This is a genomic window from Micromonospora sp. A3M-1-15 (genome assembly GCF_024213425.1).
Lineage (GTDB): Bacteria > Actinomycetota > Actinomycetes > Mycobacteriales > Micromonosporaceae > Micromonospora > Micromonospora chersina.
Map to the genome: position 1 here is coordinate 98,412 of NZ_JANAVK010000004.1, position 18,897 is coordinate 117,308.

Here is an 18,897-nt window from a genome sequence, read left to right on the forward strand (position 1 = left end):
GGTAACCAATGCCAGCAGCGCCGGCCGGGACGGCCTCACCGCAGGACCACCTCGTGCTCCGGCGGCTCGGCCACGGGCGCGGCGGCCGGGCGGGTCCGCCGGCGCAGCACCCGCCGGCCGGCGGCCAGCAGCGCCACCACGAGGAACGAGCCGATCGCCAGCAGCACCACCGAGGCGCCGGGCGCGGTGTCGGCGGTGGCCGCCACCCAGACCCCGGCGCCGGCCGCGAACAGCCCCAGCGCCATGGCCGCCGCCATGGTGCTCCGGAACCCCCGGGTCACCTGCTGCGCGGTGGCCACCGGCACCACCATGAGCGCGCTGATCAGCAGCACACCGACCGCCCGCATGGCGATGGTGACGGTCACCGCGGTGCCCACCGCGAGGAGCAGGTTCAACGCCCGCACCGGCAGGCCGGAGACCCGGGCGTACTCCTCGTCGTGGCAGACCGCGAAGAGCGCCGGGCGCAGCGCCAGCATGGTCACCAGGATCGCCACGCCGAGCACCCCGATGGTGATCAGGTCGGCCGGCGACGTCGTGGTCAGCGACCCGAAGAGGTACGCGTTGAGCGACCCGCTGCTCGCGTCGGAGAGCCCGACCAGCATCACGCCGCCGGCGATGCCCCCGTAGAACAGCAGCGCCAGGGCCAGGTCGCCGGAGGTACGCCCGCGCGAGCGGACCAGCTCGATGACGATCGCGCCCAGCGTGGCCGCGACGACCGCGACCAGCACGGGGGAGCGGTTGAGCAGCAGACCGGCGCCGACACCGGTGAGCGCCACGTGGCCGATGCCGTCACCGATGAGCGCCAGCCGGCGCTGCACCAGGTAGATGCCGAGGGCCGGGGCGGCCAGCCCGATGACCAGCGCGCCGACCAGGGCGCGCAGCATGAAGTCGTACTGGAAGAGGTCCATCACATGCTCCACAGCCCGGCGGGCTCCTCGTCGCAGTGCGGGTGCACGTGGTCGTGGCCCGGCTCGGCGTGGTGCCCGGCCGGCTCCGGCACCGCGCCGTCGTGGCAGATGCCGCCCTGGTGGACGACGACGGCCCGGCTGATCAGCGGGCGCAGCGGCCCCAGTTCGTGGGCGACCAGCAGCACCGTGCCGCCGCCGTCGCGGAAGTCCCGCAGCGCGGTGGCGAACGCCTCCTGGCTGGCCGCGTCCACCCCGGCGGTCGGCTCGTCGAGCACCAGCAGCTCCGGCCGGCCGGCCAGCGCCCGGGCGATCAGGGTGCGCTGCTGCTGGCCGCCGGAGAGGGTGGCGACCGGGTCGCCGGCCCGGTCGGCGAGCCCGACCGCGCGCAGCGCCGCGGCCACCGCCTCCCGGTCGGCCCGGCCCGGTGGGCGCAGCACGCCCCGGCGGGCCAGCCGCCCGGAGGCCACCACCTCGCCCACCGTGGCGGGTACGCCGCTGCCCGCGCCGAGCCGCTGCGGGACGTACCCGATGCGGTGCCACTGCCGGAAGCGGCGCTGCGGCGTGCCGAAGAGGGTGACCGACCCGGCGCCCAGGGGCACCAGGCCGAGCACGGCGCGGATCAGCGTGGACTTGCCGGAGCCGTTGGCGCCGAGCACGGCGACCACCTCGCCGGCGGTGACGGTCAGGGAGACGTCCCGCAGCACCGCCCGGCCGTCGTAGCCGACGGCGGCGTGCGCGACCTGGATCACGGGTTCGGTCATGAGCAGTCCAAGGCGGTCCGCAGGGTCTGGAGGTTGGTGCGCATCGCCGAGAGGTAGTCGCCGTCGGCCGGCGGGCCCTCGATGGGGTCGAGCACGGCCGTCCTCGCCCCGACCTCCCGGGCCACGGTCTCGGCGACCTTCGGGCTGACCAGCGTCTCGAAGAAGATGGTGGTGGCACCGTGCTCCCGGGCCTCCTTCGCCACGTCGGCGAGGCGCTGCGGGGAGGGCTCGGCGTCCGGGCTCAGGCCGGTGATGCCGACCTGTTCGAGCCGGTAGTGCTCGGCCAGGTAGCCGAAGGCGGTGTGGCTGGTCACGATCTCCCGGCGCTGGCAGGTGGCCAGGCCCCGGGTGTAGTCGGCGTCGAGACCGGTCAGCTCGGTCCGCAGCGCCGCCGCCCGGGCGGTGAAGTCGGCGGCCCGGTCCGGGTCGATCCTGCCGAGCCGCTCGGCGAGCCGGTCGCCGACGGTGGCCAGCCGGGTCGGGTCCAGCCAGAGGTGCGGGTCCTTGCCGCCGCTCTCCTCCCCGTGGCCGTGCTCCTCGCCCTCGTGCTCGTGGCCGCCGGCCGCGGCGTCGAGCAGCGGCTGCACGCCGGCCACGTCGAAGGCGCGGTCGCCGCCGTTCTGCTCGACCGCCTCGTCCACGGCGGGCTGGAAGCCGGTGAGGTAGACGATCAACTCGGCGTCGACCACCTGGCCCACCTGCCGGGGGTTGAGTTCGAGGTCGTGCGGCTCGGCGCCGGGCTTGGCCAGGTTGGTGACCGAGACCGCGTCGCCGCCGATCCGCTCGGCGAGGAACTGCAGCGGGTAGAAGGCCGCCACCACGTCGACCCGGTCCGGGTCGCTCCCGCCGCCCCCGCCGTCCGAGCAGGCGGCGAGACCGCCCAGGCCGAGCAGGGCGGCGGTGGCGGCGGCGAGGACGCGGGGGGCTGAGCGGACGGTCATGTGACTACTGTCCGCGATAACGAAATTGATTGTCAAAAACGCATGATTGCATGTCAGCGCAGGTCGGCGCTCAGAGCAGCTTCGCCAGCGCGATCGCGATGAGCAGGGTCAGCATCAGCAGCCGGAGCACCCGGGTCGCCGGCGACTGCACCGGCCAGGTGACGGTCATCAGCCACACCAGCCCCGCGGCCAGCGCCAGCAGCAGCACGCCACCCGCCGCGCCGGGCGCGAAGAGCCCGACCAGCACCAGGACCAGCGCGGCCAGGAAGACCGTCGTCGGGTTGAGCCGGGCCAACCGGGACAGCACGGGACTCTGCGTACGCTGCATGCCACAGACTCTACGAGGAGGAAGCCGGTGCTGGTCACCAACCGGTTCGTGGTGGACGCCGACGGGGCGGACGAGTTCACCCGGGAGGCGCACGCCGCCCTCGCCGCGCTCGCCGCCCGCCCGGGCTACCTGCGCGGCGATCTGCTCCGCGCGCTGGACGACCCCGACCACTGGTGCCTGCTCACCGAGTGGGAGTCGGTCGGGGCGTACCGCCGGGCGCTGGGCGGCTTCGACGTCAAGGTCACCGCGGTGCCGCTGCTCGCCCGGTCGGTGGACGAGCCGTCGGCGTACGAGACACTGGCCAGTGCCGCGCCGGACGGCGAGATCGTCGTGGTGGCCAGTGATCGGGCCGCAGGTCCTTACCGCTGATGCCGGGGGCACTACCCTGGCGCGTATGACCGCTCCCGGGCCGGCCGCCCCACCACCTCCGCCCGTGCCGTCCGGCGTGTCGCCCGCGCCGGGGTCGCCGGGCGAGCCGGGCGTCCCCGCGCCGCCGGTGTCGCCGGGCGAGCCGGGCGTTCCCGCGCCGCCTCCCGGCCCCGGAGTCACCCCGCCGTTCGCCGCCCCGCCCACCGAGGGCGGCCGGGCCCGGCTGTGGCTCGGCCTCGGCGTCGGCGCGCTCGCCGTGCTGCTCTGCTGCGGCGGGGGCGGCGCGGCCGTGGTCGGGCTGGCGGTGAGCAACGTGCAGGCCGTCGAGGAGCAGGGCCGCGCGGTCACCGACGACTACTACCAGGCGCTCGTCGCCAAGGACTGGTCCAAGGCCTACGACCAGCTCTGCGACGACGCCCGGCGGCGCGAGTCCCGGCGCGAGTTCGAGCAGCGGGTGGCCACCGAGCCGCAGGTCTCCGGCTACCGGGTGGGCGAGGTCGACACGACGACGCTGACCGTGCCGGTGGACGTGACCCTGGCCGGCGGCAAGCGCGAGGCGCAGACCGTCACGCTGGCGCCGGACCAGCAGACGGGCGGCATGGAGGTGTGCGGGGTGAGCTGACCGGGCCCCGGTATTCTGCTGGGCTCGGGACCACGGTGGTCGTACCGTTGTCCCGAGCCGTCCGGTTTCACTCACAGCACCCCCGCCGACCGCCAGCCGGCGTAGGAGGAAACATGCCAGCCGACCGTATCGACGCCGTCGTCAGCCTCGCCAAGCGCCGGGGCTTCGTCTTCCCCTCCAGCGAGATCTACGGGGGCACCCGGTCGGCGTGGGACTACGGTCCGCTCGGCGTCGAGCTCAAGGAGAACGTCCGCCGGCAGTGGTGGAAGACCATGGTCCAGCAGCGCGACGACGTCGTCGGCCTGGACTCCGCGGTCATCCTGGCCCGCAAGGTGTGGGAGGCCAGCGGCCACATCGCCGAGTTCGTCGACCCGCTCACCGAGTGCCAGTCCTGCCACAAGCGGTTCCGCGCCGACCACCTCGAAGAGGCGTACGAGGCCAAGCACGGCAAGCCGCTGACGTCGCTCACCGAGCTGAACTGCCCGAACTGCGGCAACAAGGGCACCTTCACCGAGCCGAAGATGTTCAACGGCCTCATGAAGACCTACCTGGGCCCGGTCGAGAGCGACGAGGGCATGCACTACCTGCGGCCGGAGACCGCCCAGGGCATCTTCGTCAACTACAAGAACGTGGAGACGGTCGCCCGGAAGAAGCCGCCGTTCGGCATCGCGCAGACCGGCAAGTCGTTCCGCAACGAGATCACCCCGGGCAACTTCATCTTCCGCACCCGCGAGTTCGAGCAGATGGAGATGGAGTTCTTCGTCGAGCCGGGCACCGACGAGAAGTGGCACGAGTACTGGCTCGCCGAGCGCTGGAACTGGTACCTCGACCTGGGTCTCTCCGAGGACAACCTGCGCTTCTACGAGCACCCCAAGGAGAAGCTCTCCCACTACTCGAAGCGCACCGTCGACATCGAGTACCGGTTCCAGTTCGGCGGCACCGAGTTCGCCGAGCTGGAGGGCATCGCCAACCGGACCGATTTCGACCTGTCCACGCACAGCAAGCACTCCGGCGTCGACCTGTCGTACTTCGACCAGACCAAGGGCGAGCGCTGGATGCCGTACGTGATCGAGCCGGCCGCCGGCCTCACCCGCGCGGTGCTGGCCTTCTTGCTCGAGGCGTACGACGAGGACGAGGCCCCGAACACCAAGGGCGGCGTGGACAAGCGCACCGTCATGCGCTTCGACCCGCGGCTGGCCCCGGTCAAGGTGGCGGTGCTGCCGCTGTCCCGCAACGAGGCGCTCTCGCCGAAGGCCAAGCAGCTCGCCACCGACCTGCGCAAGCGCTGGGTGGTCGAGTTCGACGACTCGCAGGCCATCGGCCGCCGCTACCGCCGGCAGGACGAGATCGGCACCCCGTTCTGCGTCACCGTCGACTTCGACACCCTCGACGACAACGCGGTGACCGTGCGGAACCGGGACACCATGACCCAGGAGCGCGTCTCGCTGGACCAGGTCGAGCGCTACCTGATCGAGCGCCTGCCCGGCTGCTGACGCTGGTCACGGGGCCCCGGCCGGTCGGTCGGGGCCCCGTACACTTGTGCGGTGACCGCCCCGACCCTGCCCGCGCTGCGCCCGCTGACCCTCGGCCCCCACGAGGTGTGGCCGCCCGTGGTGCTCGCGCCGATGGCCGGGATCACCAACGTGGGCTTCCGCCGGCTCTGCCGTGAGCAGGGCGGCGGCATCTACGTCTGCGAGATGATCACCACCCGGGCGCTGGTCGAGCGGAACCCGAAGACGCTCCGCATGATCGCCTTCGGCGCCGACGAGCACCCGCGCAGCCTCCAGCTCTACGGCACCGACCCGGAGATCACCGCCGCCGCCGTGCGGATCGTGGTCGAGAGGGATCTCGCCGACCACATCGACCTCAACTTCGGCTGCCCGGTCCCCAAGGTCACCCGCCGCGGCGGCGGGTCGGCCCTGCCGTGGCGGCGCCGGCTCTTCGCCCGGCTGGTCCGGGCCGCGGTGGACGCCGCGTCCCCCGCCGGGGTGCCGGTCACCGTGAAGATGCGCAAGGGCATCGACGACGACCACCTGACGTACGTCGAGGCCGGCCTCGCCGCCCAGGACGCCGGCGTGGCCGCGGTCGCCCTGCACGGGCGCACGGCCGCGCAGCGCTACTCGGGCACCGCCGACTGGGACGCCATCGCCACCCTCAAGCAGGCGCTCGACGTGCCGGTGCTCGGCAACGGCGACATCTGGGAGGCCGACGACGCGCTCCGGATGGTCGCCCACACCGGCGTCGACGGCGTGGTCATCGGCCGCGGCTGCCTGGGCCGCCCGTGGCTCTTCGCCGACCTGGAGGCCGCCTTCAACGGCCGCACGGAGCGGCGGCTGCCGAACCTCGGCGAGGTGGCGGCGACCATGCGCCGGCACGCCGAGCTGCTGGTCGACCAGTTCGTGGCCGGCGCCCGCAACCCGGCCCGGGGCGAGCGCGACGGCTGCACCGACTTCCGCAAGCACGTCGCCTGGTACCTCAAGGGCTTCCCGATCGGCAGCGAGCTGCGCCGCTCCCTCGCGATGATCGACAGCCTGGCCCAGCTCGACGACCTGCTCGGCAAGCTCGACCCGACCGTGCCGTTCCCCGTGGAGGCGCTGGGCCAGCCGCGCGGCCGCACCAACTCCCCGGGCAAGGTCTTCCTGCCCGACGGCTGGCTGGCCAGCCGGGACGACGACACCCCGCCGGACGGCGCCGAGCTGGACGACTCCGGCGGCTGACGCGCGAAAAGGGCCCGACCCCCTGAGGGGTCGGGCCCTTTCGCGTGTTGCTCGGATCGTCAGGAAGCGGAGTAGCCGCGGGTGGCGATCCAGTCGGCCAGGTTGTCCACGCTCATCCGGTAGGAGGCCATGTTCGGGTCGGCCGAGTCCGCGATGGTCACGGTCTTCCCGTTGTCGCGGTAGCCCACGACGCTGATGTAGTGGCCACCCTCGAACGAGTGGGTGTTGCCGTCGGTGTCGGTGGCGGTGCCGGCGATGTTGGCGACCACGGCCCGGCCGTCGTCCACGGTCCGGACGATGTCAGCCCGCAGCGTGTCGGTCTGCTTGTCGTCCGCCTTGCCGTCCTTGATCTCGACGGAGTGGTAGGTCTTACCGGTCTCCTTGTTCAGGACGGGGGTGATGTCGTTGATGCTGTTGGTGCCGTTCTCGGTGGTGCCCATCTCCTTGGCCATGGCGTCGACGTCGATGTTCTTGCCGAGCACGCTGATGGCGTTGCGGGCGGCGGCGGGGCCGCAGTAGTAGAAGTTGGGCTGGGCCTCGTAGCGGACGTCCAGCTCCCGCTCGCCGTGGCCCTTGCGGTCGGTGCTGACCTGGGCGGTCTTCTCGGCGGGGGTGGCCTGCGCGGCGATCGCGGGGCCGGCGATGCCAACACCGGTCGCGGCGACGCCGGCGGCGGTCAGAACGGTCTTACGCAGCAGATCGGTACGCATGATGAGTGCCTCTCTGTCGGGGGTTCGGCACGCACGCACAGGGGGTGTGCGGATGCCGGTGGAGAAGTCTTCGGGAGATGCCCGGCGATCAGGGGGCGACCTGCTCGGGCGGTCCGGGGGTGTAACCGTCGGGGCCGGGAGGTGATTCCCTCGCCCTGGTCCGACGTCCCGGGGGATGTAACGACCGGGGCCTCGGGGCGATTCCCTGGCTCGTCCGGCTCGGACCGGCGTGGTCCGGGGGATGTAACGACCGGGGCTGGCAGGTCATTCCCTGCCTGTGCCGGTGCGGACCGGTGGTGCGTGGTCCGGGGTATGTAACGACCCGGCGGGCCGGGCCATTCCGACCGGGGCTGCCTCGGGGGCGGGGTGCTCCGCGGTCTGCCATGTACAACGACCCCGCCCCCGCCACGATTCCGCCCCGACGGTGGCGCCGACCACCCCCCAACACCGGCCCGAACCGGCCAGTCGAGCATCAACTCGCCCACGGCGAACCGGACAACCCACCCCAGTCGGCGCAGGCCGGTGTAGGCCGGCGCTGACGTCCGACCGGGCACTGCTCGACCGCCAGGGTCGAGCCGGAGCGGCATCACCCAGGCCGCCCCTGCACCACGCACCCGGTATCAGGCACCTGACATCACGAACCTCGCATCGGGCACCAGGACATGAGAGCGGGCAGCGGTGAGCCGGAGCGACGAGTGGCGACCGGCGACCGGCGAGCTCATGATCGACCCACGTTGGCCGTGAGAGGCGACCCGTCCGGAGCTGACGATCTCTGCGGCCCGCACCCGGGCAGGGAACAACGCAGATCTTGGAAAGTTTCCGTTCGGTGCGAGCGGAAACTGTCCAAGATCCGCACGGATGGCGTTGTGCAGTGTCCTCCGGGTGCGTTTGTTGTCGCCAGAGCGACAACAAACGCACCCAGCCCCGGACCCTGCTGCGGATCATGAAGTTGGCCGCCCCGAACCGAAACGCCCCCCACTGTCCGCCGAGCCTTCCGGCGTTGATCAAGAGGTTTGCGCCATGGGTGGGCCCGTTCTGGACGCAAACCTCTTGGTCAACTCGGGCGAGCGGTCGGCAGAGGGTGCGCCTGGACAAGGGCCCGTCAGTGGAACGCCGTGGGTGGCTGGGGAGCCCGTGGCGTTCCGGCGGGCGCCGGTTCAGTGGGTGTCGGCCGTCGTGTCGTCCGTGCGCTGGGTGGGGATGGTGGGCGACGTGGGCCAGGGGACGTCGGGGGAGGGGTGGAAGGTGATGCCGGCGGCTGTCCAGCGCGGGCCGTGGCCGGCCAGCCGCTCGCGGAACCCGGCCCAGTCGTGCGTCGACCGGGGCGACCAGCCCAGCTCGGCGACGGCGGGCAGCCGGGGGAACAGCATGAACTCCACCTCGGCGAGGGTGGTGACCGACTCGGTCCAGAGCGGCGCCTCCACACCCAGCACCGCCTCGGCCGGTACGCCGGTGAGGTGCGTGCCCGGATCCCAGTCGTACGCCCGGTGCACGTCGATGAGGCCGGCCCAGTCGTGCCCGATCGGGGTGTCGGCTGCGTACTTCATGTCCAGGTAGACCCGGTTGCCGGGGGAGAGGATGAGGCGGGCGCCCCGGCGTACCGCCTCGGCGGTCTCCGGGTCGTCGCCGTTGGTGCCCCACCACTGGAGCACCCGCCCGTCGACGTGCCCGGCCGGGGCGAGCTGGTGCCAGCCCACCACGGTCTTCCCGGTCGCCGCGACGATCGTCTGCGCCCGCTCGACGAAGGCGCGGTAGGTGTCGGCCGGCACCTTGAACGCCTCGTCGCCGCCGAGGTGCAGCCAGGGGCCGGGGGTCAGGGCGGCGACCTCGCCGACCACGTCGGCGACGAAGGCGTACGTCCGCTCGTCGGCGGGGTCGACGTAGCTGAAGCCGACCTCGGTGCCGGTGTACGGCGGCGGCGGGACCTTGCCTGGCGCCAGCTCGGGGTAGGCGACGAGGGCCGCGTTGGTGTGCCCCGGCAGGTCGATCTCCGGCACCACGGTGACGTGGCGGCGGGCCGCGTACGCGACGATCCGCCGGTAGTCCGCCCGGGTGTAGGAGCCGCCCGGGCCCCCGCCCACCTCGGTGGCGCCGCCGACCTCGGCGAGGCGCGGCCAGGAGTCGACGGCGATCCGCCAGCCCTGGTCGTCGGTGAGGTGCAGGTGCAGGTGGTTGAGCTTGTACCGGGCCAGGTGGTCGACGACGCGGAGCACGTCCTCGACCGGGAAGAAGTGGCGGGCCACGTCGAGCATGGCGCCCCGGTAGGGGAAGCGCGGCCGGTCGACGATGCTGCCGCCGGGCACCGCCCAGCGCTCGGCGACCGGGGTGGCGCCGTCGATGGCGGCGGGGAGAAGCTGCCGCACCGTCTGCGCGCCGTGGAACAGACCGGCCGCGGTGGCCGCCGTGATCCGCACGCCGGCGGGGGTCACGTCCAGGCGGTAGCCCTCGTCACCCAACCCGTCGAGCGAACCAGCCGCGTCGAGGACCGCGCCAGGAGCGTCGACCGCGCCAGCCGCGTCGACCGGGCCGGCGGCGTCGACCGAACCGGCGGCGTCGACCGGGCCGGTCGCGGCGACCGCGTCGGCCGGCTCGGTGAGGGGCGCCTCCGACAGGGTCAGCACGAGCGGGCCCTCGGCCGGGAGCGGGCCGTCGGCGATCGGCAGCGGGAAGCCGGTGGCGGGGCGCAGCCACTCGGCGAGCTGCTCGGCGACGTCCCGGCCGGCCGGGCTGACCCGGATCGCGGCGTCGGCGGTCAGCGTGAAGTCGGCTGCCGGGTCGGGGAGCACCCGCTCCGGGGCGGGCACCACGTCGCCGAGGCGGACCGGTGCGGGCGGGGCGAGCAGGTCGCCGGCCCGCCGGGCGGCGGTGCGGGCCAGCTGGGCGGCGGCCGGCTGCCGGCCGGGGAGGCGGTCGAGCGGCTCGGGGCCGCTCTCGGTGGGGGCGGCGGGTGTGGTCGGCACGGCGACGGCTCCGGGGTGTATTTGCGTGGGATATGGCAAAGGTCAGGTTCAGCAAAACCAGTGCCGTCAAGAGTACGAGGGGAATCGGAATTGCGTGATCGTGCGCGTGGAAGCGTTCCCAAAAACCGGTACGGACGCGGATAGTGGTGACCGTTGTGCCGATTGTCACCGAACGGTCCCAGGCCACTCGAAGTTCGCTTAACCTTCGCCCACCGATCGCTGACGAGCCGGGATTACCGGTGGTCGCTCCCGGGGTATGTCCGAACTGAACCTTCGTTAAGTGTCAATGGCGCGCGTGGGAGGCTCTGGTGGCAGCGCAAGAGACGGTCGAGCACAAGTACGTCTACGACTTCGCCGAGGGCAACAAGGACCTCAAGGACCTGCTCGGCGGCAAGGGGGCCAACCTGGCCGAGATGACCAATCTCGGCCTGCCGGTCCCGCCCGGCTTCACGATCACCACCGAGGCCTGCAAGGCGTACCTGACGACCGGCCGGGAGCCGGACGGGCTGGCCGCCCAGATCGAGGCGCACCTGGAGTCCCTGGAGCGGGAGATGGGCCGCAAGCTCGGCGACCCGCAGGACCCGCTGCTGGTCTCCGTCCGCTCCGGCGCCAAGTTCTCCATGCCCGGCATGATGGAGACCGTCCTCAACGTGGGCCTCAACGACCGCAGCGTCGTCGGGCTCAGCGCGCAGGCCGGCGGGAACGACCGGTTCGCCTGGGACTCCTACCGCCGGCTGATCCAGATGTTCGGCAAGACCGTCTGCGAGGTGCCGGGCGAGGAGTTCGAGCACGCGCTGGACGAGGCCAAGCGCGCCAAGGGCACGCAGAACGACCTCGACCTGGACGCCGACGACCTGCGCGGGCTGGTCGACGCGTACAAGAAGATCTTCGCGAAGCACACCGGGCGGGAGTTCCCGCAGGAGCCGCGCGAGCAGCTCGACCTGGCCATCCGCGCGGTCTTCGAGTCGTGGAACGCCGAGCGCGCGATCGTCTACCGCCGGCAGGAGCGCATCCCGGCCGACCTGGGCACCGCGGTCAACGTGGTGGCCATGGTCTTCGGCAACCTCGGCGCCGACTCCGGCACCGGCGTCGCCTTCACCCGGGACCCGGGCAGCGGCGCGCAGGGCATCTACGGCGACTACCTGGCCAACGCCCAGGGCGAGGACGTGGTGGCCGGCATCCGCAACACCGTGCCGTTGCAGGAGCTGGAGCAGATCGACAAGAAGTCCTACGACGAGCTGCTCGACTACATGGCGCGGCTCGAGGAGCACTACAAGGACCTCTGCGACATCGAGTTCACCATCGAGCGCGGCAAGCTCTGGATGCTCCAGACCCGGGTCGGCAAGCGCACCGCCGCCGCCGCGTTCGTCATCGCGGGCCAGCTCGTCGACGAGGGTCTGATCGACCTGGACGAGGCGCTGCACCGGGTCAACGGCGCGCAGCTCGCGCAGCTCATGTTCCCGCGCTTCCGGCTCGACCACGAGTTCCAGCCGGTCGCCAAGGGCATCGGGGCCTCGCCGGGCGCCGCCTCGGGCAAGGTGGTCTTCACCTCCGCGCGGGCGGTCGAGCTGGCGGCCGAGGGTGAGTCGGTGATCCTGGTCCGCCGGGAGACCAACCCCGACGACCTCAACGGCATGATCGCCGCCAAGGGCATCCTCACCTCCCGCGGCGGCAAGACCAGCCACGCCGCGGTGGTGGCCCGGGGCATGGGCAAGACCTGTGTCTCCGGCGCGGACGAGCTGGACGTCAACGTGCCGGCGAAGAAGTTCATCGTCGCCGGGCAGACCGTGACCGAGGGCGACGTCGTCTCCATCGACGGCACCACCGGCAAGGTCTACCTCGGCGAGGTCCCGGTCATGCCCTCCGAGGTGGTGCAGTACTTCGAAGGCAGCCTCGACCCGGAGCACATCGACAACCCGCTGGTCCGCGCCGTACACCGGATCATGACGCACGCCGACGCCAAGCGGCGGCTGCTGGTCCGGACGAACGCCGACACCGGGGCGGACGCGGCCCGGGCGCGGCGGTTCGGGGCCGAGGGCATCGGCCTGTGCCGCACCGAGCACATGTTCCTCGGCGACCGCCGGGAGCTGGTCGAGCGGCTGATCCTCGCGTCCACCGACGAGGAGCGGGAGAAGGCGCTCGCCGCGCTGCTGCCGCTGCAGCGGCAGGATTTCATCGAGATCTTCCGCGAGATGGACGGCCTGCCGGTCACCGTGCGGCTGATCGACCCGCCGCTGCACGAGTTCCTGCCCCCGCTGGAGCAGCTCGCGGTCAACGTGGCGGTCGCCCAGGAGCGCGGCGAGGACGTGGCCAAGGAGGAGGCGCTGCTCGCCGCCGTCCGGCGGATGCACGAGGAGAACCCGATGCTGGGCCTGCGCGGCGTGCGGCTCGGCCTGGTCATCCCCGGCCTGTTCGCCATGCAGGTCCGCGCGATCGCCGAGGCCGCCGTCGAGGTCACCCGGTCCGGCGGGTCGGCCCGCCCGGAGATCATGGTCCCGCTGGTCGGCGCGGTGCAGGAGCTGGAGACGGTACGCGCCGAGGCCGAGAAGATCATCGCCGAGGTGGTCGGGGACAGCGGCGTCGAGGTGCTGATCGGCACCATGATCGAGGTGCCCCGGGCGGCGCTGACCGCCGGGCAGATCGCCGAGGCGGCGCAGTTCTTCTCCTTCGGCACCAACGACCTCACCCAGATGGGCTGGGGCTTCTCCCGCGACGACGTCGAGGGCGCGTTCTTCTGGCGCTACCTGGAGTTGGGCATCTTCGGCATCTCGCCGTTCGAGTCCATCGACCGGGAGGGCGTCGGCCGGCTGGTCCGGATCGCCGCCGAGGAGGGCCGGGCGGCCCGGCCGGGGCTGAAGCTCGGCGTCTGCGGCGAGCACGGCGGCGACCCCGACTCGGTGCACTTCTTCCACGAGGTCGGCCTCGACTACGTCTCCTGCTCGCCGTTCCGCGTGCCGGTCGCCCGGCTGGAGGCCGGCCGCGCGGCCATCACCACCACCGGCTCCGACTCCCGCTGACCGCGTGACGCAACCGGGGCCACCGGCGCTGAGGTCGGTGGCCCCGCTCGCGTCCAGGCGCGCCATTCCGGCCCGCCGGGCGTAACCTGGGCTCCCGCGTACGTGTCGATCAGGAAGGGTGGCCGCATGACCAGCGTCTGGGAGAACCTGACGGTCGACGCCCAGGACCCGTCCCGGCTCGCCCACTGGTGGGCGGAGGCGCTCGGCTACCAGGTGATCAGCGACAAGCCGGACGAGGTGGAGATCCGCCGCACGCCCGACTCGCTGCCCGGCATCGTCTTCGTCCCGGTCAGCGGCCCCAAGGAGGGCAAGAACCGGCTGCACATCGACCTGCGCCCGACCGACCTTGAGGCCGAGGTGGAGCGCCTTGTCGACATGGGTGCCCGGCACGTCGACATCGGGCAGGGCGAGGTGGAGTGGACCGTGCTGTCCGACCCGGAGGGCAACGAGTTCTGCGTTCTGCGTGAGCGCGAGGAGTGAGCCGGGTTTGCGAGCCCCGCAGTCGCGAACAACGCGGTAGAGCAGCGGAACGATATTGACCGGCGCTGACGACGCGGCGCGCCCGGTCACCGAGGCGCCCAAGGACACCGGGTACGGGCGGTCGCCGTACGAGCGGGACCGGGCCCGGGTGCTGCACTCGGCGGCGTTCCGCCGGCTCGCCGCGAAGACCCAGGTGCACACCGCCGGCACCGACGACTTCCTGCGCACCCGGCTCACCCACTCGCTGGAGGTGGCGCAGATCGCCCGCGAGATGGGCGCCCGGCTGGGCTGCGACCCGGACGTGGTGGACACCGCAGGCTTGGCGCACGACCTCGGCCACCCGCCCTTCGGGCACAACGGCGAGGAGGCCCTGGACGCGCTCGCCGAGGACTGCGGCGGCTTCGAGGGCAACGCGCAGACGCTGCGGGTGCTCACCCGCCTGGAGGCCAAGGTGCTCGCCCCGGACGGCCGCTCCGCCGGGCTGAACCTGACCCGGGCGTCGCTCGACGCGGTCGGCAAGTACCCGTGGGAGCGCCGGCCCGGCCGGCGCAAGTTCGGGGTGTACGCCGACGACCGCCCGGTCTTCGCCTGGCTGCGCGAGGGTGCCCCGCCGGGGGACCGGCGCTGCCTGGAGGCGCAGGTGATGGACTGGGCCGACGACGTGGCGTACTCGGTGCACGACGTCGAGGACGGCATCCACGGCGGCTACGTCAGCCTGCGCCCGCTGCTGGAGGACGCCGACGAGCGGCGGGCGCTGTGCGCCGACGTGGCGGCCGCGTACTCCGGGGAGGCCCCCGAGGACCTGGGCGAGGTGCTGGCCGAACTGCTCGCCGAGCCGGTGCTCGCCCCGCTCGCCGCGTACGACGGCAGCCACCGTGCCCTCGTGGCGCTGAAGACCACCACCAGCGTGCTCACCGGCCGCTTCGTGTCGACCGTGGTGGCCGCCACCCAGGAGCGGCACGGCCCCGGCCCGCACCGCCGGTACGCCGCCGACCTCGTGGTGCCGCGCCGGATCCGGGCCCAGTGCGCGCTGCTCAAGGGCATCGCCCTGCGCTACGTGATGCGCCGCCCCGGGGCCGGCCCCCGGTACGCGCAGCAGCAGGAGATCCTCGCCGACCTGGTCGCCGCCCTGCTCGACCGGGCCCCGGAGGCGCTCGATCCGGTGTTCGCGCCCCTGTGGCGGGCCGCACCGGACGACGCGGCCCGGCTGCGGGTGGTGGTCGACCAGGTGGCCTCGCTCACCGACCCGGCCGCCCTGGCCTGGCACGGCCGCCTGGTGGCGGGTCGCTGACCTGCGGGTCCGCGGTCGGACAGCCCGGTGGGGGCGATCGGCGACTTAGGCTAGCCTAAGACGCATGACGGAGCAGCGCCCGAAGAAGCTCACCGCCGCCACGGTCGTCCGGACCGAGCGGCCCACCCCGCACCTGATCCGCCTCGTGCTCGGCGGTGCGGAGCTGACCGGCCTGCCGGTGGGCGCCTACACCGACCACTACGTGAAGTTCGTCTTCCCGCCGGCCGGGGTGCGCTACCCGCACCCGACCGACCTGGCCAGCATCAAGCGCGAGTTCCCGGCGCAGCAGTGGCCGCGGCTGCGGGCGTACACGGTGCGGGCCTGGGACGCGGCGGCCGGCGAGCTGACCGTGGACGTCGTGCACCACGGCGACGAGGGGCTGGCCGGGCCGTGGGCGGCCGGGCTGCGCCCCGGCGACCAGGTGCTGTTCACCGGGCCCGGCGGCGCGTACGCCCCGGACCCGACGGCCGACTGGCACCTGCTGGCCGGGGACGAGAGCGCGCTGCCGGCGATCGCCGCCGCGCTGGAGCGGCTGCCCGCCGGCGCGCCCGCCAAGGTGTACGTCGAGGTGGGCGGCCCGGCCGACGAGCTGCCGCTGGCCAGCGCGGGCGCGGTCGAGCTGCGCTGGCTGCACCGCGCCGGCCGCCCGGTGGGCGAGCCGCTGGTCGAGGCGCTCCGGGCTCTGGAGTTCCCGGCCGGCCGGGTGCACGCCTTCGTGCACGGCGAGGCCACCGCGGTGAAGGAGCTGCGCCGGCTGCTGCGGGTCGAGCGCGGTGTGCCGCGGGGCGACCTGTCCATCTCGGGTTACTGGCGGCGGGGCATGGACGACGAGGGCTGGCGGTCCACCAAGGCGGCCTGGAACGCGCAGGTCGAGGCCGAGGAGTCGACGGTCACCGCCGCCTGACGCCTCCGGTGATCATGAAGTTGTTGCCCTCGCGGCCGGCGTGTCGTGGCAACAACTTCATGATCAACGGGGCTCGGCGTCGGGGGTGAGGGTGCGGGTGGTCAGGACCGTGCCCACCCGGGCGGCGGAGGCCGCGATCCGGTGGCGGATCAGCCGTAGGTGCGCGGCGATCGCGGTCGGCACTACCAGCGCGGCGGCGGTGGTCGCGAGCCAGGGCGGGGCGACCGTGAGGACGGCCAGCGCGGCGGCCAGGCCGACCAGCGCGCTGTTCATCAGCGCGATCATGCCGGCCTGGCTGACCAGGTCGCGGAACCAGTGCCGGCGGAACGGCTCGGGCGCGAACGGCCCCGGGTCGTCAAGCGTCGGCATGACCAGGTAGGGCGCCAGGTCGGGTGCCCGACGGGCCAGGTACGTGCGCAGCACGGTCGCGGCGACGGCGTACCGGCGGCCCCGGTCGTTCAGCTCGACCTGCCGGGCGAAGACCGAGATGCCGAGCAGCAGTACCAGCAGGCCCAGCCCGGCCAGCACGGCGGGAGCCACCCGGCCGCCCGGCGGGCCGGTGCTGATCAGCCCCGCCGACACGGCGGTCGCGGCGGAAGCCACCGCCAGGAAGAACGTGAACCGGGCGGCGGACTGGTCGTGCACGGCGCGGCTCAGCTCGCGCAGGTGCTCGTACTCGGCGAGCGCGACGGTCAGATCGGTGTCCTCGGTCATCGGGTCCCACCGTATCCAAGATCCGCAATGCGCGGCGATGCGGGTGTACCTCGGTTTGTAGTAGAGGTGCTACATTTCACGGTATGACTGCGGTCGAACTGCCGGGGGCAGCCACCGCCCCCCACCCGCCCGACGAGGACCTGGTCCTCGACGTACGCGACCTGCGCATGCGGTACGGCACCGTCGACGTGCTGCACGGGGTCGACCTCACCGCCCGGCGCGGCGAGGTGCTCGCCCTGCTGGGCCCCAACGGCGCCGGCAAGACCACCACCATCGAGATCCTGGAGGGCTTCCGGCTGCGTTCGGCCGGGTCGGTCCGGGTGCTCGGCGTCGACCCGGGCCGGGGCGACGAGCGCTGGCGCGCCCGGCTGGGCGTGGTGCTCCAGTCCTGGCGCGACCACGGCAAGTGGCGGGTCCGCGACCTGCTCGCCCACCTCGGCGACTTCTACGCGCCGTACGCCACCGACCGGATCGCCCGGCCGTGGCCCGTCGACGACCTGCTGGACACCGTCGGCCTCACCGCACAGGCGGACCAGCGGGTGGCCCGGCTCTCCGGCGGCCAGCGCCGCCGGCTCGACGTGGCGGTCGGCATCGTGGGCCGCCCGGAGCTGCTGTTCCTGGACGAGCCCACGGTCGGCTTCGACCCGGCCGCCCGGCGGGAGTTCCACGAGCTGGTGCACCGCCTGGCCGACGACGACGAGACCACCATCCTGCTCACCACGCACGACCTGGACGAGGCGGAGAAGCTGGCCGACCGGATCCTCATCCTGGGCGGCGGCCGGATCATCGCCGACGGTTCGCCGGACGAGCTGTCCCGCCGGGTCGCCGGTGACGCGGAGATCCGCTGGACCCGGGACGGCGAGCGGTTCGTGCACGCCACGGCCGACGCGACCGGCTTCCTGCGCGACCTGCTCCGCGAGCACGGCGACCGGGTGCAGGAGCTGGAGGTCCGCCGGGCCAGCCTGGAGGACGCGTACATGGCTCTGGTCTACGAGGAGGAATCCGGGGTCCGGACCGGCCGGGCCGACCGGGTGTGGCAGCAGGGGAGCGACCGATGAACCCGACGATGGCGGCCGTCCGGGCCGGTCTCCGGCGCGGCGGGATCGAGCTGCGCAACACCTTCAGCAACGGCCAGGACCTGTGGAACTACTTCTTCCCGACAGCGGCGCTCCTGGTCACGATGTTCTTCATGCGCGGCTCGACCGTGCCCGGGACCTCGTTCTCGCTCGGCGCCCGCACGCTGCCCAGCGCGCTCGGCATGGGCCTGGCGTTCGGCGGCATGCTGGTGCTCGCCTCGCAGCTGGTCATGGAGCGCGAGGACGGCACCCTGCTGCGCGCCAAGGCCACCCCGAACGGGATGCTCGGCTACCTGATCGGCAAGGTCACCCTGATGTCGACGGTGGCGCTGCTGAGCATGCTCCTCCAGCTCGTCCCGGCGCTGTTCTTCCTGGACGGGCTCCGGCTGGGCAGCGTGTCGGCCTGGTTCACCCTGCTCTGGGTGGCGCTGCTCGGCTTGGTCGCCACCCTGCCGCTGGGCGCGGTCTTCGGCTCGCTGATCGAGAACCCGCGCAACCTCGGCCTGGTCATGCTGCCCAACATGGGCCTGATCGCACTGTCCGGCATCTTCTACCCGATCAACGGCTACCCGGGGTGGCTGCAGGGCGTCGCCCAGGTCTTCCCGATCTACTGGCTAGGGTTGGGCATGCGGTCGGCGCTGCTGCCCGACGGCATGGCCGCGGTCGAGCTCGGCGGCTCCTGGCGCCACCTGGAGACCCTCGGCGTGCTCGGGGCGTGGGCGGTGCTCGGGCTGGTGCTGGCCCCGGTGGTGCTGCGCCGGATGGCCCGGCGGGAGTCCGGCTCGCGGGTGGCGGCCCGGCGCGAACGGGCCATGCAGCGGGTCGGATGAGAGGGCGCCGATGAGCGAGACCGTGCACAACCGGATCGCCGTGCTGCGCGCCGAACGGGGGATCTCCCGGCGGCAGCTCGCCGACGCGCTGGGCGTGCACTACCAGACGGTCGGTTACCTGGAGCGGGGCGAGTTCCGGCCCAGCCTGCACCTGGCGCTGCGGATCGCCGCGTACTTCGAGGTGCCGGTCGAGGTGGTCTTCTCCATCGAGCCGTTCCCCCGGATCGGGGACGCCGCCACCGGGGCCGGCCGCTCGGCGTGACCAGCGG

18 protein-coding genes are annotated in these 18,897 nt (G+C 73.0%); 11 read left to right on the forward strand and 7 right to left on the reverse strand.

Annotated elements, in window-relative coordinates:
• Positions 1-35: 35 nt before the first annotated feature.
• The 4 genes from NLX85_RS20915 to NLX85_RS20930 form a co-directional block, all read right to left on the reverse strand.
• Complete coding sequence (locus NLX85_RS20915; RefSeq protein WP_254337678.1) at positions 36-908, reverse strand: metal ABC transporter permease; 873 nt, start codon at positions 906-908, stop codon at positions 36-38.
• Complete coding sequence (locus NLX85_RS20920) at positions 908-1,669, reverse strand: metal ABC transporter ATP-binding protein (protein ID WP_254337680.1); 762 nt, start codon at positions 1,667-1,669, stop codon at positions 908-910. Before NLX85_RS20920 ends, NLX85_RS20915 begins: the two co-directional genes overlap by 1 nt.
• Positions 1,666-2,610, reverse strand: coding sequence for a metal ABC transporter substrate-binding protein (locus NLX85_RS20925; RefSeq protein ID WP_254337682.1), 945 nt, complete (start codon positions 2,608-2,610; stop codon positions 1,666-1,668). The genes NLX85_RS20920 and NLX85_RS20925 overlap by 4 nt, the downstream gene beginning before the upstream one ends.
• 70 nt (positions 2,611-2,680) lie before the next feature.
• A complete protein-coding gene (locus NLX85_RS20930; protein ID WP_254337684.1) occupies positions 2,681-2,938 on the reverse strand; it encodes a DUF6703 family protein in 258 nt (85 codons plus the stop codon).
• A 27-nt stretch (positions 2,939-2,965) separates the two neighbouring features.
• Between NLX85_RS20930 and NLX85_RS20935 the strand changes: the two genes are divergently transcribed.
• The 4 genes from NLX85_RS20935 (at position 2,966) to dusB (ending at position 6,646) form a co-directional block, all read left to right on the forward strand.
• On the forward strand, positions 2,966-3,307 hold the full coding sequence (locus NLX85_RS20935) for an antibiotic biosynthesis monooxygenase (protein ID WP_212833235.1): 342 nt from the start codon (positions 2,966-2,968) through the stop codon (positions 3,305-3,307).
• 127 nt (positions 3,308-3,434) lie between these two features.
• Positions 3,435-3,929 (forward strand): hypothetical protein, encoded by a 495-nt coding sequence (locus NLX85_RS20940; RefSeq protein WP_254338768.1) that lies wholly within the window; start codon positions 3,435-3,437, stop codon positions 3,927-3,929.
• A 113-nt stretch (positions 3,930-4,042) separates the two neighbouring features.
• Positions 4,043-5,422: a glycine--tRNA ligase gene (locus NLX85_RS20945; protein ID WP_254337686.1), complete on the forward strand. Its 1,380-nt coding sequence runs from the start codon at positions 4,043-4,045 to the stop codon at positions 5,420-5,422.
• A 51-nt stretch (positions 5,423-5,473) separates the two neighbouring features.
• Positions 5,474-6,646, forward strand: coding sequence for a tRNA dihydrouridine synthase DusB (gene dusB, locus NLX85_RS20950; RefSeq protein WP_308210781.1), 1,173 nt, complete (start codon positions 5,474-5,476; stop codon positions 6,644-6,646).
• Positions 6,647-6,705: 59 nt separating this feature from the next.
• On the opposite strand, the gene NLX85_RS20955 is transcribed toward dusB, so the two are convergent.
• Together NLX85_RS20955 and NLX85_RS20960 are read right to left on the reverse strand one after the other, a co-directional pair.
• Complete coding sequence (locus tag NLX85_RS20955; RefSeq protein WP_254337688.1) at positions 6,706-7,356, reverse strand: C39 family peptidase; 651 nt, start codon at positions 7,354-7,356, stop codon at positions 6,706-6,708.
• Between the two features lie 1,157 nt (positions 7,357-8,513).
• Entirely contained in the window at positions 8,514-10,232 is a 1,719-nt protein-coding gene (locus tag NLX85_RS20960) for a family 20 glycosylhydrolase (RefSeq protein ID WP_374628309.1), read from the reverse strand.
• 392 nt (positions 10,233-10,624) lie between these two features.
• Here NLX85_RS20960 and ppdK point away from each other — a divergent pair, with 392 nt between their 5' ends.
• The 4 genes from ppdK to NLX85_RS20980 all read left to right on the forward strand — a co-directional run bounded on the left by ppdK (position 10,625) and on the right by NLX85_RS20980 (position 16,008).
• On the forward strand, positions 10,625-13,333 hold the full coding sequence (gene ppdK, locus NLX85_RS20965; RefSeq protein ID WP_254337692.1) for a pyruvate, phosphate dikinase: 2,709 nt from the start codon (positions 10,625-10,627) through the stop codon (positions 13,331-13,333).
• Between the two features lie 126 nt (positions 13,334-13,459).
• Positions 13,460-13,813 carry a VOC family protein gene (locus tag NLX85_RS20970; RefSeq protein WP_254337694.1) on the forward strand — a complete coding sequence of 118 codons (354 nt, stop codon included), beginning with the start codon at positions 13,460-13,462 and terminating at the stop codon, positions 13,811-13,813.
• A gap of 55 nt (positions 13,814-13,868) precedes the next feature.
• Positions 13,869-15,104: a deoxyguanosinetriphosphate triphosphohydrolase gene (locus NLX85_RS20975; protein ID WP_254337695.1), complete on the forward strand. Its 1,236-nt coding sequence runs from the start codon at positions 13,869-13,871 to the stop codon at positions 15,102-15,104.
• 64 nt (positions 15,105-15,168) lie between these two features.
• On the forward strand, positions 15,169-16,008 hold the full coding sequence (locus NLX85_RS20980; protein WP_254337697.1) for a siderophore-interacting protein: 840 nt from the start codon (positions 15,169-15,171) through the stop codon (positions 16,006-16,008).
• Positions 16,009-16,071: 63 nt separating this feature from the next.
• On the opposite strand, the gene NLX85_RS20985 is transcribed toward NLX85_RS20980, so the two are convergent.
• Positions 16,072-16,722, reverse strand: a complete 651-nt coding sequence (locus tag NLX85_RS20985) for a hypothetical protein (RefSeq protein WP_254337699.1) — start codon at positions 16,720-16,722, stop codon at positions 16,072-16,074.
• An 83-nt stretch (positions 16,723-16,805) separates the two neighbouring features.
• Here NLX85_RS20985 and NLX85_RS20990 point away from each other — a divergent pair, with 83 nt between their 5' ends.
• The 3 genes from NLX85_RS20990 to NLX85_RS21000 are packed head-to-tail and all read left to right on the forward strand — an operon-like array spanning position 16,806 to position 18,890.
• Positions 16,806-17,780: an ABC transporter ATP-binding protein gene (locus tag NLX85_RS20990; RefSeq protein WP_254337701.1), complete on the forward strand. Its 975-nt coding sequence runs from the start codon at positions 16,806-16,808 to the stop codon at positions 17,778-17,780.
• Positions 17,777-18,628, forward strand: coding sequence for an ABC transporter permease (locus tag NLX85_RS20995; protein ID WP_254337703.1), 852 nt, complete (start codon positions 17,777-17,779; stop codon positions 18,626-18,628). The genes NLX85_RS20990 and NLX85_RS20995 overlap by 4 nt, the downstream gene beginning before the upstream one ends.
• A 10-nt stretch (positions 18,629-18,638) precedes the next feature.
• Complete coding sequence (locus NLX85_RS21000) at positions 18,639-18,890, forward strand: helix-turn-helix transcriptional regulator (RefSeq protein ID WP_189194803.1); 252 nt, start codon at positions 18,639-18,641, stop codon at positions 18,888-18,890.
• Positions 18,891-18,897 lie beyond the last annotated feature (7 nt).